This window comes from Pseudodonghicola flavimaris, from assembly GCF_030164425.1.
Taxonomy (GTDB): Bacteria; Pseudomonadota; Alphaproteobacteria; order Rhodobacterales; family Rhodobacteraceae; genus Pseudodonghicola; species Pseudodonghicola flavimaris.
Genome location: NZ_JASNJD010000029.1, coordinates 15,639 through 32,861 on the forward strand (window position 1 = coordinate 15,639; position 17,223 = coordinate 32,861).

Annotated in this window: 13 protein-coding genes; 5 read left to right on the plus strand and 8 right to left on the minus strand. The window is 65.3% G+C overall.

What is annotated here, in order from left to right:
• Positions 1-157: 157 nt before the first annotated feature.
• From QO033_RS23555 to QO033_RS23565, 3 genes are all read left to right on the plus strand, one after another.
• Positions 158-568, plus strand: coding sequence for a winged helix-turn-helix transcriptional regulator (locus QO033_RS23555; protein WP_284483226.1), 411 nt, complete (start codon positions 158-160; stop codon positions 566-568).
• A 79-nt stretch (positions 569-647) separates the two neighbouring features.
• Complete coding sequence (locus QO033_RS23560; RefSeq protein ID WP_284483227.1) at positions 648-3,056, plus strand: GcvT family protein; 2,409 nt, start codon at positions 648-650, stop codon at positions 3,054-3,056.
• Positions 3,057-3,088: 32 nt separating this feature from the next.
• Positions 3,089-3,712, plus strand: coding sequence for a nucleotidyltransferase family protein (locus QO033_RS23565; RefSeq protein WP_284483228.1), 624 nt, complete (start codon positions 3,089-3,091; stop codon positions 3,710-3,712).
• A 148-nt stretch (positions 3,713-3,860) separates the two neighbouring features.
• On the opposite strand, the gene QO033_RS23570 is transcribed toward QO033_RS23565, so the two are convergent.
• The 7 genes from QO033_RS23570 to QO033_RS23600 form a co-directional block, all read right to left on the minus strand.
• Complete coding sequence (locus QO033_RS23570; protein WP_284483229.1) at positions 3,861-6,290, minus strand: Hint domain-containing protein; 2,430 nt, start codon at positions 6,288-6,290, stop codon at positions 3,861-3,863.
• 772 nt (positions 6,291-7,062) lie between these two features.
• Complete coding sequence (locus QO033_RS23575) at positions 7,063-8,076, minus strand: ABC transporter ATP-binding protein (RefSeq protein ID WP_284483230.1); 1,014 nt, start codon at positions 8,074-8,076, stop codon at positions 7,063-7,065.
• Entirely contained in the window at positions 8,073-9,047 is a 975-nt protein-coding gene (locus QO033_RS23580) for an ABC transporter ATP-binding protein (RefSeq protein WP_284483231.1), read from the minus strand. The genes QO033_RS23575 and QO033_RS23580 overlap by 4 nt, the downstream gene beginning before the upstream one ends.
• On the minus strand, positions 9,044-9,919 hold the full coding sequence (locus QO033_RS23585) for an ABC transporter permease (protein ID WP_284483232.1): 876 nt from the start codon (positions 9,917-9,919) through the stop codon (positions 9,044-9,046). The genes QO033_RS23580 and QO033_RS23585 overlap by 4 nt, the downstream gene beginning before the upstream one ends.
• A gap of 3 nt (positions 9,920-9,922) precedes the next feature.
• Complete coding sequence (locus QO033_RS23590) at positions 9,923-11,035, minus strand: ABC transporter permease (RefSeq protein ID WP_321170060.1); 1,113 nt, start codon at positions 11,033-11,035, stop codon at positions 9,923-9,925.
• A 108-nt stretch (positions 11,036-11,143) separates the two neighbouring features.
• Positions 11,144-12,697 (minus strand): ABC transporter substrate-binding protein, encoded by a 1,554-nt coding sequence (locus QO033_RS23595; RefSeq protein ID WP_284483233.1) that lies wholly within the window; start codon positions 12,695-12,697, stop codon positions 11,144-11,146.
• A gap of 117 nt (positions 12,698-12,814) precedes the next feature.
• Positions 12,815-13,756 (minus strand): LysR family transcriptional regulator, encoded by a 942-nt coding sequence (locus QO033_RS23600; RefSeq protein ID WP_284483234.1) that lies wholly within the window; start codon positions 13,754-13,756, stop codon positions 12,815-12,817.
• Positions 13,757-13,864: 108 nt separating this feature from the next.
• On the opposite strand from QO033_RS23600, the gene QO033_RS23605 reads away from it, so the two are divergent.
• On the plus strand, positions 13,865-15,493 hold the full coding sequence (locus QO033_RS23605; RefSeq protein ID WP_284483235.1) for an amidohydrolase: 1,629 nt from the start codon (positions 13,865-13,867) through the stop codon (positions 15,491-15,493).
• Positions 15,490-16,368, plus strand: coding sequence for a CobW family GTP-binding protein (locus tag QO033_RS23610; protein WP_321170061.1), 879 nt, complete (start codon positions 15,490-15,492; stop codon positions 16,366-16,368). The genes QO033_RS23605 and QO033_RS23610 overlap by 4 nt, the downstream gene beginning before the upstream one ends.
• A 21-nt stretch (positions 16,369-16,389) precedes the next feature.
• On the opposite strand, the gene QO033_RS23615 is transcribed toward QO033_RS23610, so the two are convergent.
• The gene (locus tag QO033_RS23615; RefSeq protein ID WP_284483236.1) at positions 16,390-16,875 is read right to left on the minus strand and encodes a MarR family winged helix-turn-helix transcriptional regulator; all 486 of its coding nucleotides are present in this window, start codon (positions 16,873-16,875) and stop codon (positions 16,390-16,392) included.
• Positions 16,876-17,223 lie beyond the last annotated feature (348 nt).

Consider the following 17,223-nt stretch of genomic DNA (forward strand, 5'->3'; position numbering starts at 1 on the left):
ATAAGCCCGGACCCGGACCGGCGGCCGCCGGAGGAGGCTGCGACCAGATGGGTCTTGGTGCAGAACTGAAACTCAGGTATCGTCAGGATACCGGCGCGAAAATAGGCTTTTGCCTGCCCGCTGCAAGACGGAACATTTCTGATACCTGGTATCCCCGATGAAACCGCATCCGAACCCGGACGCCCTTCCGGCGCGCGATCACCCGCACTGCATGGCGATGCGCGACCTGCTGCAGAAAATCAGCAGCAAGTGGACCACGCTGATCGTGACCCACCTGGAGCCCGGCCCCAAACGCTTTACCGAACTGAAACGCGGCATCGGCATCACCCAGAAATCCCTCACCGCCTCGCTGCGCGATCTGGAGCGTGACGGGCTGGTGGAACGGGTGGTGACGCCGACGATCCCGCCGCGGGTCGACTATGCCCTGACGCCGCTGGGGCGCACCCTGCTGGAGCCACTGCGGGTGCTGACCGCCTGGGCAGTGGAAAAAGCCCCGGAGGTCGCCACCGCCCGCGCCCACTATGCCGCCCGGACCGCACCGAAGGCGGCCTCCCGCGGGGACACCTGAACGACACTTTCTGTCGTTTTGGGACAAGCCCCCGGTCGGAACCATCGGATGATGGGATAAACCAGCGAGGGAGTGCCCCATGAAAACCACCACCCGGGTCGTCGTCATCGGCGGCGGCGTCGTCGGCTGCAGCGTGCTCTATCACCTGACCAAGCTGGGCTGGTCGGATGTCATGCTGCTGGAGCGGTCCGAGCTCACCTCGGGCTCCACCTGGCATGCGGCGGGTGGCTTTCACACCCTGAACGGCGATACCAACATGGCCGCGCTGCAGGGCTATACCATCCGGCTCTACAAGGAACTGGAAGAGATCACCGGCATGTCCTGCGGGCTGCATCACGTCGGCGGCGTGACGCTGGCGGACAATCGCGACCGCTTCGACATGCTGCTGGCAGAACGCGCAAAGCACCGCTTCATGGGTCTGGAAACCGAAATCGTCGGCCCCGAGGAGATCGCCAAGATCGCGCCGATCACCAACCTGGATGGCATCATCGGCGCGCTTTACGATCCGCTGGACGGCCATCTGGATCCGGCCGGCACCACCCACGCCTATGCCAAGGCGGCCCGGATGGGCGGTGCCACCATCGAGACCCATTGCATGGTGCGCGAGACGACCCAGCGCCCGGACGGCAGTTGGGACGTGATCACCGACAAGGGCACGGTCCACGCCGAACATGTGGTCAACGCCGGTGGCCTCTGGGCGCGTGAGGTCGGGGCGATGGCGGGCGTCTACTTCCCGCTGCACCCGATGGAGCACCAGTATATCGTCACTGAGGATGTGCCCGAAATCCTCGCCATGGTGGCGGAGGGGCGCGAGCACCCGCATGTGATGGATCCCGCCGGCGAAAGCTATCTCAGGCAGGAGGGCCGCGGCCTCTGCATCGGCTTTTATGAACAGCCGTGTCGGCCCTGGGCGGTGGATGGGACGCCCTGGAGCTTTGGCCATGAGCTGCTGCCAGATGACTTCGACAAGATCGCCGACAGCATTGAGTTCGCTTATAAACGTTTCCCCGTCCTGGCCACCGCGGGGGTCAAGACCGTCATCCACGGCCCGTTCACCTTCGCCCCCGATGGCAACCCGCTGGTGGGGCCGGTGCCGGGCATGCGCAACTATTGGTCGGCCTGTGGCGTGATGGCCGGCTTCAGCCAGGGCGGCGGCGTCGGGTTGATGCTGGCGCAATGGATGATCGAGGGCGAGCCCGAGCGCGACGTGATGGCGATGGATGTGGCGCGGTTCGGCGATTGGATCACCCCCGGCTACACCCGCCCGAAAGTCATTGAAAACTATCAGAAACGCTTCTCTGTCTCCTATCCGAACGAGGAGCTGCCGGCGGCACGGCCGAACCGCACCACACCGATGTATGACATCTTCTCCGACATGGGCGCGGTCTGGGGTCAGCAGTATGGGCTGGAGGTGGTCAATTACTTCGCGCAGGGCGACGAGCCTGGCTATGAAACCCCGAGCTTCCGCCGCTCAGACGCCTTTTCGGCCGTGGCGCGTGAGGTGAAAGGAGTTCGAGAAGCCATTGGAATCAATGAGATTCATAACTTCGGGAAATACCGCATCAGCGGCCCGCGCGCCGGTGCCTGGCTGGACCGCCTCATGGCCGGACGGCTGCCCGCCCCGGGCCGGCTGTCGCTGAGCCCGATGCTGTCGGAAAACGGCAAGCTGATCGGCGATTTCACCGTTACCTGCCTGGCTCCGGACCGCTTTCAGCTGACCGCCTCCTACGGCGCGCAGGCGTTCCACATGCGTTGGTTCCTGAAACATCAGGAAGATGGCGTAACCATCGAGAATATCAGCGATAAGCTGAACGGATTTCAGATCGCCGGACCCCAGGCACGGGCGGTTCTGACCGCCTGCACCCACGCCGATATCGCGGACCTCGGGTTCATGCAGGCGCGGCCGCTGGTGATCGGCATGACCGACTGCCTGGTACAGAGGGTCAGCTATACCGGCGATCTGGGCTATGAAATCTACTGCGATCCGATGGCGCAGCGGCAGCTGTGGCGGACCCTCTGGGCGGCGGGGGCGCCTCTGGGCATGATCCCCTTCGGCATGCGGGCGATGATGTCGCTGCGGCTGGACAAGGGCTTCGGCAGCTGGATGGCAGAGTATTCGCCGGATTACACGCCGGCGGAAACCGGGCTCGACCGCTTCATCTCGCTGCGGAAACCGGTCGATTTCATCGGCCGCGCGGCGGTGGAAGCCGACCGGCCCGACCGCCGGCTGACCACCTTCGTGGTAGAGGCGGAGGATGCCGATGTCCAGGGCTATGAGCCGATCTGGCTGGACGGCCGGGTTCAGGGCTTCTGCACCTCCGGCGGCTATGCGCATCACGCCGGCTGTTCAGTCGCCATCGGCTTTCTGCCCCTGGGCGCGATTGCCGAGGGGCGGGAGGTGGAAATCGAGATCCTCGGCCAGATGCGCAGGGCCCGGGTGGTGACGCAGCCGCTGTTCGATGCCGACGGGGCGCGCATGCGGGGCTGACAGCTCCCCCTCTGCCGGCCTATGATCGTTTCATGACCCAGGCTTTGCCCATCCTCCTGCTCGCCGCCGGACAATCACGCCGGATGCAGGGGCGTGACAAGCTGATGGAACCGGTCGAAGGCGTCGCGCTGCTGCGGCGCATGGCGCAACGGGCGATCGCCGCCGGGCTCGGCCCGGTCTACGTGACGCTTCCGCCGCCGCCGCATCCACGGTATGCCGCGCTGAGCGGGCTGGAGCTGACACCGGTGGAGGTGCCCGATGCCGCCAGCGGCCTTTCGGCCAGCCTGCGCCGTGGTTTTTCCGCGCTGCCGCCACAGGCCGGGGCGGCGATGATCCTGCTCTGCGATCTGCCAGAGCTGACCACAGAAGACCTGAAGAACATCGCACAATCACTTGATTTGAATTCTGAAAATATGATTTGGCGCGGCACGTCAGAAACCGGGGCACCGGGTCATCCGGTGGTGATCGCCCAGCCGCTTTTCGACGAGGTGCAGACGCTCACCGGCGATCACGGAGCGCAACCGTTGCTGCGCCGCCATGCCGACAGGGTCGTGAAGGTTGCGCTGCCCGGCGATCACGCGATCTGCGATCTCGACACGCCGGAGGCCTGGGCGGCCTGGCGTGCCCGGCAGGACACCGCCGTTCCCGCCCCCTGATCATCCGCGCCGACGATCCGCCAAAGGAAAAGGCAGGGACCAAGCCCTGCCTTCCTGATCCGCGCCCCGTTGGCGGATCGAATCGTAGCTGCATCGGAGCATCCGACTGAGGCGAACGCCCGGCCCCCCAGCCGGACGCCCGCAGCGATCAATGCATCAGCAGGACCGCTTCGTGACGCTTCAGGGACCGGCGGGCCGAGGGATAGGCCGCGAGACCGTCACGCGTCTTCAGCTCCGGGAAAAGCTCCAGGATTTCCATCCGCTGGGCACTGTCCATGCCGTTCAGGCTCAGGTCCCCGGGCTGGAAGCTCTCGGTCCAGGCGCCGTCCGACAGAACCACCTCGTGATGGTCGAACATGAAGTGGATATAGGTCACATCCGGGCGTGCCACCTGGTCGACCCCGTCCATCCAGGTCAGATGCTTGGCCGCCACCAGAACCTCGCGATCCTCGAAATAGAGCGAGGTGCGGTCACTGGCGATCAGCACCCGGTGTTGCGGGCTGACCATCATGTCGCGGTCCGGCAGGCCGTTGCCCAGGGCCCCCTGACGGATCAGGATCGGCTGCAGGTGATCGGCCATCTCGGCGGCCTGCAGGTCGCGGCGCCCGACCCAGCGGATTTGCTGGATGCCGTTGTCGCGGGTCAGCACCTGATCGCCGATCTCCAGCTCCTCGACCAGACGCGCGCCCTGCGGCGTCGCGATCCGGGTGCCCGGGGTGAAACAGGGCACGATCTTCTCGATCTCGTGGAAATCGATCGATCCGGTGACATTACCAAAATCATCCAGCAGGTTCATCGTGCCGGAGGTGCTGTTGCCATCCGCATCGACGGTTTCGCTGGTGATCTTGAACCGCTGCCCGCCCATGTAGAGCGTGTCGTAGTCGTCGCCACCGGCGCCGCCGTCGACGTCATCGCCGTCGGTCACCCCGTAGAAGGAGTCGCGATCGTCGCCGCCGGACATGGTATCGCTACCCTGGCCGCCTATCAGCGTGTCGCTGCCGGCGCCGCCCAGCAGGGTGTCGTCATCCACACCACCGTCGATGTAATCGTCGCCGTCGCCGCCCTCGATGTAATCGTCGTCATCCTGGCCGTAGATGGTGTCGTTGCCGGCCCCGCCATAGATCACGTCCATGCCGTTGTCGGTCACCGGATCGGGATCGCCGGCACTGCCGTCATCGGGGATGTTCATGTAATCCGGATAGGCCGGGTCGAGACCGCCATAGATGGTGTCATCGCCATCACCGCCGTGAATCTCGTCCGACCCTTCGCCGCCGACGATGAAGTCGTCGCCGTCGCCGCCCTCGATATAGTCGTCGTCGAGACCGGCATCGATCACGTCATTGCCGGCGCCACCGTAGATGATGTCGTCATCGTCGCCCGTGATGATGGTATCATTGCCATCGCCACCATCGACGAAGTCCATATCGTCGGTCGGATCGGCGTCGGCCGGGATCGGGGGCAGCCCCTCGTACGAGGGGAAGCCGCGGTCGGGCAGCGGGATACCGGAGGTCGAGGAGGTGTCGATGAAATCGTCGCCCTCGCCGCCATAGACGGTGTCGCTGCCGTCACCGCCGATCAGCGTGTCGTTGCCACCTTCGCCGTAGATGGTGTCGTCGCCCTCGCCGCCGTCGATGTAATCGTCGCCATCCTCGCCATCGTCGACGCAACCGGTGCCGGCGTCGAAATAGATGTCCGTGACGGTGACGCCGGAGTTGTTGGCGCCGTCTTGGCTGTGAGTAATGCTGAGGCTGGCGACCGGGCCATCGATGCTGACCAGAACCGAATAATCGGCACTGTCGTTGTCATCGTAGCCGCCGTTGGAATCCGCCGTGTCGGGGCCGGTCACAGTGTCGGTGTCCAGCAGCGTCAGGTTGGCGCCGGCGGTCAGGGTGACCTCAACCGGGTTGCCCTGGGCATCGTAGGCCTCGATCTTGACCACGCCGTCGCCGTCGATGTCGTTCACCCGGAACGAGATGTTTTCCACCTCTTCGGAGAAATCGACGTTATAGGCGACGCTGTTGCCTTCGCCCTGGGTCAGCGAGTCGAGCCCGCTGGTGGTCGAGGCCGGCGTGCCATCGGTCACGATATCGTCGACATTCTCGGTTTCGGCCGACAGCGCGGTGACCGTGCCCCAGTCGGCGGAACTGACCGAGAAGGTCACATCGACGCTGCCGGTGTTCTGGGTGAAGCCGCCCTTCAGGCTGTCGTTCACATCGATCGGGGTGGCACCGCCGTCGTCCGGATCGGGCGCCAGGTCCCATTGCAGCACTTCGCGCGACGCGGTCGGCGCGCCGTCGTTGTAGTTACTGTCGCCATAGAGAACGTCGTCGCCCTCCTGGCCGTAGACTTCGTCGCTGCCGCTGCCGGCATAGACGGTGTCGTCGCCCAGACCCGCTTCGATATAGTCGTCGCCGGCGCCGGCATCGACGATATCGTCGTTCGGCCCCTCGCCCGCCAGAACCGCATCGCCGCCGTCGATGACATCGCCATCGGGATCGCCGGTATAGGTCAGATCAATCTTGTTGTTGCCGGAATCGCCCTCGACGATACCGTTCGGGGTTCTCGGGGTTACAGCCATGACAACTACTCCTTTTCGGCCCACGCCATATCGCGGGCCGGAAATCTCAAGCCCAAATCACCTTCCGGGGAAAACAGATCACGGTCCTGCCACGCCCTATTTCGCGGCAGTCGACAACCGGCCCGGTCGCAGCTATGCAACCGGTCACAAACCGCACGTCGGCTCGTGGGTCTTGTCCTCGCATCATCTTGCCGATGCGCTCGGACGGCCGCTCGCGCGACCGATCTGTTATGTGCCCCCCAGTAGGCCCGTATAGAATTACCGCAACGCAGAACGGCGACAAAAAGAAAAATTGAACAAAAGTATCGCCAGATTATCCGAAAATCCCGCCAGCCCGACTGACGCCGCGTCCTGACCTAGGGTACGCCATGCAGATTGTTTCCAATATTCCCGGGGCTGCTGAGGGAGATTTGACCAAAGACCGGCGGAGACCGTGAAATCCGCGCATCCGCCGCCGCTCTACCCCCATACTGTTTCCCGATCCATGACAGCAGCGCACCGCTCTGTCGCCCCGGAACAGCGCCTGCCCCGAGGGCAGGATGGGCGGAGGCCGGCGCCCTCAGCCCCGGCGTTCCGGAACCAATCCGGCAGGTTTTCGAAGAATTCTACTCAAATCACGAACAGTGGATTCGAATTTTACTCGAATCAAATCTTGCCAGCCCCGAATCCGCGAGTCCCCGGGCCAGAAAAACACCGCCCCGCAGGCCGGACAAGGCCTGCGGGGCGGTGATATCGGACAGAGCCCCGTGCGACAGGGCGGATCGCGGCGGGATCAGGCGGCCTCGGCCGCCGGTCCCGGGAAATGGCAGGCCACCTGCTGGACCGGACCGGATGCCCCGCCCGCGCCCGCCAGCGGCGCCAATACCGGCGGCGTCTGCCGGCAGATCGCCTGCGCCTTGGGACAGCGCTCGGCAAAGGCGCAGCCGGCCGGCGGATTGATCGGACTGGGCGGATCGCCGGAGACCTTCAGCGGCCGCACATAGCCCTTCGACTTGCGCCGCGACAGCGACGGCGCCGCCGACAGCAGCGCCTGGGTATAGGGATGCTGCGGCGCATCGAAGAGCGCATCGCGCGGCCCCATCTCGACGATCTTGCCCAGATACATCACCGCCACATCCTCGCAGACATGGCGCACCACCCCCAGATCGTGGCTGATGAAGAGATAGCTCAGCCCCAGCTCTGCCTTCAGCCGGGCCAGCAGGTTCAGGATCTGCGCCTGGATCGCCACATCCAGCGCCGAGACCGGCTCGTCGCAGACCAGCAGCCGCGGATTGGTGGTCAGTGCCCGCGCGATGGAGATCCGCTGCCGCTGTCCGCCGGAGAACTGATGCGGGAAGAGATTGAGCTGATCGGGTCTCAGCCCCACCAGGCTGAACAGCTCCTTGACCCTCGCCAGCCGCTCCTCCGGCGTGCCGATCTCCAGCAGGTCCATCGGTTCGCGCACGATATCAACCACCCGTGCCCGCGGGTTGAGCGAGGAATAGGGGTCCTGGAAGATCAGCTGCACGTCGCGGCGACGCTGTCGCATCCCTTCCTCGTCCAGCGCCAGCAGATCCTCGCCCTCGAACAGCACCTGGCCACCGGAGGCCGGGGTCAGGCGGATCGCCGCCATCGCGGTCGTGGTCTTGCCCGACCCGCTCTCGCCCACGATCCCCAGCGCCCGGCCGGCGTCGAGGCTGAAGGACACCTGCCGCACCGCCTCCAGATGCGGGCGCGGACCGAACATCGAAGCCTTCGGCAGGGCGAAGCGCACCGTCAGGTCGCGCACATCGAGAAGCGTGGTCATATCCGTCCCTCCTCGGCGCCGTGACAGGCCACCGGATGCCGGCCATGATCGGTCAGCAGCGGCTTTTCCGCGTCGCAGCGGTCGAATTTATAGGCGCAGCGATCGGCAAAGGCGCAGCCCTTGCCCAGCAGATGCAGCGGCGGCACCACGCCAGGAATTTCCTTCAGCGCGTGATCGGCGCGGCCCAGCGTCGGGATGCAGTCGATCAGCCCGCGGGCATAGGGGTGCTGCGGCAAATCCAGCACGTCGTCGGCGGTGGCGGTCTCGATCACCCGGCCGGCATACATCACCGCCACCCGGTCGGCCATTTCGCTGATCGCCCCCATGTCATGGGTGATCAGCATGATGGCGGCGCCGAAATCGCGCTGGATCTCGTTCAGCAGATCGAAGATCTGCGCCTGCACTGTCACGTCCAGCGCGGTGGTCGGCTCATCCGCGATCAGCACCTTGGGCCGGCAGGAGACCGCCATGGCGATCATCACCCGCTGCCGCATGCCGCCCGACAGCTGGTGCGGATAATCCCGCGCCCGGCGGTCCGGGCTGGGGATCCCCACCCGGTCCAGCAGCGCGACGGCATCCCGGAACGCCTGATCGGGGCTGACCTTCTGATGCAGCATGATCGCCTCGGCGATCTGGTCGCCGACGGTGAAGACCGGGTTCAGGCTGGTCATCGGCTCCTGAAAGATCATCGCCACATCCGATCCGCGCAGTGCCCGCATCCGCGCCGGCGACACACCGATCAGCTCTTCGCCGTTCAGCCGGATCGAGCCGCCGGCGATCTTGCCCGGCGGGCTGGGGATCAGCCCCATCACGCTCAGCGCGGTGATCGACTTGCCACAGCCGGATTCGCCGACGATGCCCAGGGTCTCGCCCGCATTCACCTGCAAGGACACCGAATCCAGCGCGGTGACCTCGCCATAGCGCGTCCGGAACGTGACGCGCAGATCTTCGATTTCCAGTAGCGCGCTCATCTTTCCCTCAGTTTCGGATTGAATGCGTCATTGAGCCCGTCGCCGATCAGCGACACCGCGAAGACCGTCAGAAAAATCGCCAGACCGGGAAAGGTTACCGGCCACCAGGCATCCAGGATATATTCGCGGTTGGCGCCGATCATCAGGCCCCAGCTCATCTGGTTGGGATCGCCGAGCCCGAGAAACGACAGCCCCGCCTCGAACAGGATCGCCACGCCGATGGTCAGCGTCGCCGAGACGATCAGCGGTGCCGCCGCATTGGGCAGGATCACCTTCCAGATGATCCGCTTGTTGCGCGCCCCGATCGCCCGCGCCGCGGTGACATATTCCAGCTCCTTGATCTTGAGGAATTCCGCCCGGGTCAGCCGCGCCGTCTGCGGCCAGCTGACCACGCCGATGGCGGCGGCGATGGTCCAGATCGAGGGCGAGAACAGCGTCACCAGCACCATGGCGAACAGCAGCGCCGGCAGCACCTGGAAGAATTCGGTCACCCGCATCAGCAGGGTGTCGACCCAGCCGCCGTAATAGCCCGCCAGCGCCCCCAGCGCCACGCCGATCACCATGGTGATCGCTGCCGCCGCCAGCCCCACGGTCAGCGTCGGTGCGCCCCCCGTCAGCAGCCCGGCCAGGATATCGCGGCCCAGATAATCGGTGCCCAGCGGAAAGCCCGGCTCCACGCCCGGCATCTCATGCGGCGCCCAGACGATATCGAAGGGATCGCCGGCATAGAAGAAACTGCCGTAGAGCGTCGCTGCCACGATGGCCAGCAGGATCACGGCCCCGGCCACCGCCGGCAGGTTGCGCCGATACATCCGCCAGGCCTCGCGGGCCGGGCTCTCGGCGACATATTCGGAAGATGTCGGTTCGCTCATCGCTTATCCCGCTCTTTTTCTGGCTTGAAATATCCCGGGGGTGAATGCGCCCCCGCCGGGGGCGCAGAGGGGGTTGGCCCCCTCCTGCCCCGCCGCGGCCGCCCCGCGCCGGCGCGGCCCTGTTGTCCTGATGCCGCTCATCCCCGGCCCCGCAGCCGCGGATCGGCCAGCCGATAGCTCAGATCGGTGAGGATATTGGCCACCACCACCATGGCAGAGGCAAAGAACAGCACCCCCCATGATCGTCGGATAGTCCCGCCGCAGGATGGAATCGAAGGCCAGCCGCCCCATGCCCGGCCAGTTATAGACCGTCTCCACCAGCAACGAGCCCGAGATCAGGTTGCCGAACTGCAGCCCGGCCACCGTCAGGATCGGCAGCGCCGCGTTCCTCAGCGCGTGGCGGAACAGCACCGAGCGTTCGCCCGCCCCCTTGGCCCGCGCGGTGCGGATGTAATCCGATCCCAGCACCTCCATCATCGAGGCGCGCGACAGCCGGGCGTATTGCGCCAGATAGATGATCGCCAGGGTGAAGGCCGGCAGCACCAGATGGTGTATCACATCGAGCCCCCGCACATACCAGGCGGCGTCGCGCAGCCGCACCGAGGCCATCCCCTCGACCGGGAAGATCGGAAAGGTCGAAGCGAAGAGGATGATCAGCATGATCCCGGTCCAGAACACCGGCACCGCATAGCCCAGCGTCGAGAAGACCGACACGAAGGCCGACAGCGGCCCGTTCGGCTTGCGCGCCGCGATCACCCCCAGGAAGACGCCCAGCAGGATCGACAGCAGCTGCGCCACCAGCACCAGCAGGATGGTCGGCCCCAGCCGCTGACCGATCAGCGAGGCCACCGGCTGGTTGAAGAAATAGCTCTGCCCCAGGTCGCCCTGCGCCACGTTGGAGATATAGATCCACAGCTGCGTCAGCACCGGCTGATCGAGCCCGTATTCGGCGCGGATCGATTGCAGCATCTCCTCGGTGGCGCCACCCATCTCGCCGGCGATCACCACGGCGGGATCCCCCGGCGCCAGCCGGATCAGGAGGAAATTGAGGACGACGACGCCCAGCATCAGCACCAGCCCATAGGCCAGGCGCCGGATCAGGAAGGAAAAGCTCATCGCTTGGTCACCCGATCCCGGAACGCGTCCCGGGATCCCTTGGCAGAAAGTGAAACTTCGGCCTCCCCCGTCCCGCGGGACGGAGGCTGCCATGGGCAAAGGCCGGGATTATTCCGACCAGTCCAGCTGGTCCATCGGCGCCAACGGCCCCCAGATGCCGTCGGGCACATGCACCAGCTTCTTGTCATAGGCGGTCATCTGCGGCATCTGGTTCAGGAAGTAGATCGGCGCATCGTCGACCACGATCTGCTGGAATTCGGCATAGAGCGCCTTGCGCTTGTCGAAATCGCGCTCCACCGCCGCCTGGGCCAGCAGTTCGTCCACCCGCGGGTTGGCATAGCTCTGGGTGTTCGACCAGATCACGCCCTTGCGGATGTTGGAGCTGACATAGGTGCGGTGCACGCCGATCACCGGATCGCCCCAGTTGAACACCGCGTCCATGGTCAGTTCGAAATCGTGGTTGGCGACCCGACCCGCCCAGGTCGGGAAGTCGGGGGCGGCGCGCACGGTCACGGCGATGCCGATCTTCTTCAGCTGCGAGCGCAGATATTCCGCCACCGACTGCTGCTGTTCCTTGAAGCCGGGGATGTAATCCACCGTCAGTTCCATGCCGTCGGGATAGCCGGCCTCGGCCAGCAGCGCCTTGGCCTTGTCCAGATCGACGTCATAGGGGTTGATGTCGGGATTGAAGAAGGGCGACTGCTCGACAATCGGGCCGCGCGCCGGTTTCGAGACGCCGCGATGCAGCGCCTTGATGATGAAGTTGCGATCGACCGCATAGGCGATGGCCTGGCGCACCCGCTTGTCCGACAGTTTCGGCGAGGCGGTGTTGAACGCCAGCCAGTTGATCGGACCGATGGCGGCGCCGCCGTCGCGTTCGATGCCGATGTGATCGGCTTTCTCCAGCCGCTTGATCTCCTGACTGCCGCCCATGAACGGGTACATGTCGGCATCGCCGTTTTCCATCGCGATCAGCAGTGCGGAGGGGTCCTTGATGATGCGGACGATCACCTCATCCAGTTTCGGCCGGCCGTCGAGGAAGAAGTTCGGGTTCTTCTTCAGCACGATGGAGTCGCCCTGGGCGTAGCTGTCCAGCATGAAGGGACCGGAGCCCACCGGCTTGATATTGGCGGGATGCGTCTTGATGTCCTGGCCGTCGCCATAGACGTGTTTGGGAATGATCGGGCAGAGCGCCGGTGACAGCGCCAGCAGCAGCGCCGGATGCGGCTGGCTCAGCTTGATCACCGCGGTCAGCGGATCGGGGGTCTCCACCGCTTCGACCGGGGCGAACATCGATTTGAACGGGTGATTCTCCTTGATCGTCATGATCGAGAAGGCGACGTCCTCCGAGGTGATCGGCACCCCGTCGTGGAAAGTGGCGTTATCCACCAGATGCAGGGTCAGCGACAGGCCGTCCGCGCTCTCCTCCCAGCTCTTGGCCAGGTAGGGCTGCGGCGTCCAGTCCTCGTCATAGCGCAGCGGCGAGGCGAAGATCTGCGCCGACGGCAGACCGGTCGCGATGCCCGATTGCACCGCGCCGTTAAAGTGACGGGGGACCTGGGTCGAGGCGATCACCAGCGTGCCGGAGGCCAGCGCAGGCAGCGCCGACAGGCTCAGCGCGGCGACGGAAACCGCGCCCAGCAAGCGAGAGAAATAGGTCATTTGGATATCCCTGTAGGTCGTCGTTCTGATTTTATGGCATCAGGCTAGCGGCGCCCCTTCCCCCAGAAAACAGTGTTTTCTGTAACAATTCCCCCAAGAAATGTGACAATGAATCCGTCAAATCATCAACAAATGATCAAGCCCACCTTCCCGGACCAGCTCCTCTCCGGTTCGAAGGACCGCCCGGACAATTGCCGATTCCTGCAACGTAGCGGCGTAAGCTACCCCAAATGTCGGAGAATCCAGCGGATCCGAGATCGGGAGCGCAACATAGCCTGCGCTGCCGTCGCGATCGGCCGGCCCACAAATGTTCAAGATGGAATAGCCGAACTCGGCCGAGACCAGCCCACGCAGCACCGAACTGGATTTTGTGCGGTGCACAACATTCGCGCGCAATTCCTGGGATTCAAACAGCCCGAGGAAATATTCCGTCGCCCCTGGCAGGTCGAGCACGATCATCGGCAGCGGCGCCAGCTCGGCCATGGTCACCGATTCCTGCCCCGACAGCGGTGAATTCGCCGGCACGATGGCCCAGGGCTGGGCATGGAACAGCGGCGTGAAGGCGCGATCGTCCGGCACCGAGATCATCTGATGCGGCAACACCATGCGATAGGTCAGCGCCAGATCGACTGCCCCGGATTTGAGCAGATCGCTGATCGAATTCAGATCGCCCTCGGTCAGATCGATGCGAATGTCGGGATAGCTCTGGGCGATCCGCTTCAGCAGCGGTGGCAACACATAGGGCGCCGTCGGCGCATAACAGGCCATCCGCAGCGTGCCGGTGGGATCGCCTGTCAGCGACATCAGATCGGATTCGAAAAGCCGCGCCTGCTCCAGAAAAGACGCCACCCGCGTCCCCACCTGGGTGCCGGCGGGCGTGGCGAGCAGCCCCTTGGCCGGCACCCGCCGAAACAGTTCCACCCCGATGGATTGTTCGATCAGATCGATCGCCGCGGTGATCGAACTTTGCGAGATATTCATCTCCTCCGCGGCCCGCGCGATCGATCCGTTGCGCAGCGCCGCATCGAAGTAACGCATCTGCTTGAGGGTGAAGCGCATGGATCGTTCTCGCAAAAAATGGGGTTTACCCCGACAGTAAATCTATTTTGCCGATCAAATTTGCTGTGTCACTGCTGACAGCGCGCAACCAAGGACCCGGAGACGGCAATGAGCGACATCACCCTGTTTCGAGCGAAAAAAATCATCACCATGGACCCGAACCTGCCGCAGGCGACCCATGTCGCGGTGCGCGATGGCTGGATTCTGGCGGTGGGCGATGCCGATTGCGCCGCCGGCTGGGGCGATGGGACCGTCGACGACTCGCTGGCCGACAGCGTGCTGATGCCGGGCTTCATCGAAGGCCATTCGCATCTGATGGCCGGTGGCATCTGGAAATATGCCTACGCCGGCTATCACGACCGTATCGACCCCGAAGGCAAGCTGTGGAAGGGCGTCACCACCGCCGAAGAGGTGATCGCGGCGATGAAGGCCCATGCCGAGACCCTGCCCGAGGGCGCGCCGGTGATCGGCTGGGGGCTCGACCCGATCTTCCTCACCGGCGAACGGCTGAGCCGGCATCACCTGGATCAGGTCGCGTCCGACCGACCGGTCGCCATCATGTTCTCCAGCTTCCACGTGCTCTGCGCCAACTCCCGGGCGCTGGAAATGGCGAGTTACACCCGGGAAAGCAATGTCGAGGGGGTGCTGAAGGACGCCAGCGGCGAGCCGACCGGAGAGCTGCAGGAAATGGCGGCGATGTTCCCGGTGCTGCGGCGGCTGGATTTCGCCTTCGAGACGATCACCGGCGATCCCGCCGCGATCCGTGCCTTCGGCGCGGTGGCGCAGCGCGCCGGGGTGACCACGCTGACCGATCTCTATGCCTCGATGAACCCCGGCGATGTCGAAAAGCTGCAGTCCATCACCGGCGACGACAGCTTCCCCGCCCGGCTGGTGCCGGTGGTCGGCGCCGTCGGGCTCGACCCGGTGACGACGGCCACCGAGGCTCAGGCGCTCAGGGCGCAGTCGACCGAGAAGCTGCGGCTGGGCCGGATCAAGCTGATGACCGACGGGTCGATCCAGGGCTGGACCGCGCGGGTGAAATGGCCCGGCTACATCGGCGGCCAGCCCAACGGCATCTGGAACACCCCGCCCGAGGTGCTGGACACCCAGGTGATGGAATACCACAAGGCCGGCATCCATCTGGACATCCACGTCAATGGCGACGAGGCCAGCGAAGCCGCGCTCGACGCCATCGAAAAGGCGCAGCGCGCCCACCCCTGGCCCGGTGCCCGCCATGTGCTGCAGCATTGCCAGCTGATGGGGATCGACCAGTTCGAGCGCTGTGTCGAACTGGGCGTCTGCTGCAATATCTTCGCCAATCACATCTGGTATTTCGGCGATCAGCATGTCGCGATGACAGTGGGCGAGGACCGCGCCCGGCGGATGGATGCGCTGCGCAGCGCGCTGGATACCGGCGTGCATGTCACCATTCACTCCGATGCGCCGGTGACGCCGCTGGCGCCGTTGTTCTCTGCCTGGGTAGCGGTGAACCGGCGCACCATGTCGGGCCGCGTGCTCGGCGCCGCCCAATGCGTGAGCGTCGAGGAAGCGCTGCATGCGGTGACGCTGGGGGCGGCCTATTCGATGCGGCTGGATCGCGAGATGGGCTCGATCGAGACCGGCAAACGCGCCGATTTCGCCGTCCTCGGCGATGATCCCACCGCCATCGATCCGATGGCGATCAAGGATGTGCCTGTGCGCGGCACGGTGTTGGGTGGCCGGGTTCAGCTGCTGTGAGCCTGCCACGCCTGCCCCTGACGGTGATCGGCGGCTATCTCGGCGCCGGCAAGACGACGCTGATCAACCGGCTCCTGGCCGAGGAGCACGGCCAGAGACTGCTGGTTCTGGTCAACGATTTCGGTGCCATCAACATCGACGCGGCGCTGATCGCGGCCGAGGGCGGCGATACGTTGGAGCTGACCAACGGCTGCGTCTGCTGCACCATGGCCGCCGGCTTCTATATCGCGCTGGGGCAGGCGCTGGACCGGCGGCCGCGGCCCGATCACCTGCTGATCGAGGCCAGCGGCATCGCCGATCCGGCCGCCATCGCCAATGCCGCCAAGGCGGAGCCGGAACTGAGCTATGCCGGGGTGATCACCCTTTTCGATGCGCTGAACGGCCCGGCGCTGCTGCAGGACGCACGCATCGCGCCGCAGATCGAACAGCAGATCCGCGCCGCCGATCTGCTGCTGATCACCAAGGGCCAGACCCCCGATCCGCAGCTGGTGGCGCAGCTGGAAGCCATCGGCGCGCCGGCGCCCGCGGCACTGCCCGCCGAGGGCCCGCTGGCACCGCTGCTGTTCGAACTGATGCCCCGGCCCAAGGCCCCCGCCCCGGTGCCGCATCCAGCCTATGTCCGCTGGCAGCACCGCAGCGACCGGGTGCTGACACGGGCCGGGCTGGAGGCGCTGCTGGCGACACGGCCAGACGGGCTCTACCGTCTGAAAGGGTTCGTGCTGACCGATGCGGGACCGATGGAGCTGCAGCTGGTCGGCCGCCACAGGGAGCTGCGCCCGGCCACGGCGGAGGCAACCGCGCTGGTCGGCCTTGGCCTCAAGGACCGGGTCAGCCCGGAAGAGATCGAGGCCTGGTTCGCCGCGGCGGAGTGCTGAGCACAGCCACCACCGGCGGCATCAGTACTCGTGCTGCCTCACGTTGTTCAGCATCTTGTGCAGGGTGCCGATGAAGGCCCGGCGTTCGTCCTCGGGGATGCCCTGGAACATGCGGTCATGGCTGTCGGCCATATGCGGCCACATCCGGTCGAAGGCGGCGCGCCCGGCCCGGGTCAGGAAGATGCGGGTGGCGCGCTGATCGTCGGGATCGCTTTCGCGCCGTGCCAGCCCGTCGGAACAGAGCGAATCCACCGCCCGCGACAGGGTCGATTGTTCGACCACCGCATAGACGCCCAGCTGCGACATCTGGATGCCGTCGACCACCGACAGGACCGCCAGCGCCCGCATCTTCGCGGTGCTGAGCCCCAGCGCCGCCATCTCGCGCCGCAAGTCGGCGTTGTACCGTCCCATGATGCGGTTCATCAGATAGGGGGCAAATCCGTTCAGCCCGACCTCTCCCAGCCAGGAGCGCGTGATGGGGTCCGGGCTGTCACCGGTATCGGTCATGGATGTCTCTCCCGAGCGAGTATTGATAGCGTTGCGCATCGCTGCGCCCTCCTCCGGCGCGTGGGCCGTTCGACTGCCGGCCATATTTCCATGATATTTCAACCTTTCGCAACCCTTTCGCATCCCCGCCCCTGGCGGGCGGTCCGGGCTGCGCATTCTGGCAGCATTCCCCTTGGTCACGCAGGTCAGTGCCCTTACCTTACTTGACCGATAAAGCATATCGGCCATACGGGCCCCTGCGGCTGCGCCGGGCCCTGAGCCCGCGCCGTTCGGCGCCTCTGCCAGCTCGCCCCGAAGAAACTTCCATTTGCATGGATAAGCGGGTCTTGCGCCAGTTCCCTACCGCTG

Bases quoted from the DNA above. Each gene is read 5' to 3' on its own strand.
- QO033_RS23555 (WP_284483226.1), top strand. From the start codon at position 158: ATGAAACCGCATCCGAACCCGGACGCCCTTCCGGCGCGCGATCACCCG.
- QO033_RS23560 (WP_284483227.1), top strand. From the start codon at position 648: ATGAAAACCACCACCCGGGTCGTCGTCATCGGCGGCGGCGTCGTCGGC.
- QO033_RS23565 (WP_284483228.1), top strand. From the start codon at position 3,089: ATGACCCAGGCTTTGCCCATCCTCCTGCTCGCCGCCGGACAATCACGC.
- QO033_RS23570 (WP_284483229.1), bottom strand. From the start codon at position 6,290: ATGGCTGTAACCCCGAGAACCCCGAACGGTATCGTCGAGGGCGATTCC.
- QO033_RS23575 (WP_284483230.1), bottom strand. From the start codon at position 8,076: ATGACCACGCTTCTCGATGTGCGCGACCTGACGGTGCGCTTCGCCCTG.
- QO033_RS23580 (WP_284483231.1), bottom strand. From the start codon at position 9,047: ATGAGCGCGCTACTGGAAATCGAAGATCTGCGCGTCACGTTCCGGACG.
- QO033_RS23585 (WP_284483232.1), bottom strand. From the start codon at position 9,919: ATGAGCGAACCGACATCTTCCGAATATGTCGCCGAGAGCCCGGCCCGC.
- QO033_RS23590 (WP_321170060.1), bottom strand. From the start codon at position 11,035: ATGAGCTTTTCCTTCCTGATCCGGCGCCTGGCCTATGGGCTGGTGCTG.
- QO033_RS23595 (WP_284483233.1), bottom strand. From the start codon at position 12,697: ATGACCTATTTCTCTCGCTTGCTGGGCGCGGTTTCCGTCGCCGCGCTG.
- QO033_RS23600 (WP_284483234.1), bottom strand. From the start codon at position 13,756: ATGCGCTTCACCCTCAAGCAGATGCGTTACTTCGATGCGGCGCTGCGC.
- QO033_RS23605 (WP_284483235.1), top strand. From the start codon at position 13,865: ATGAGCGACATCACCCTGTTTCGAGCGAAAAAAATCATCACCATGGAC.
- QO033_RS23615 (WP_284483236.1), bottom strand. From the start codon at position 16,875: ATGACCGATACCGGTGACAGCCCGGACCCCATCACGCGCTCCTGGCTG.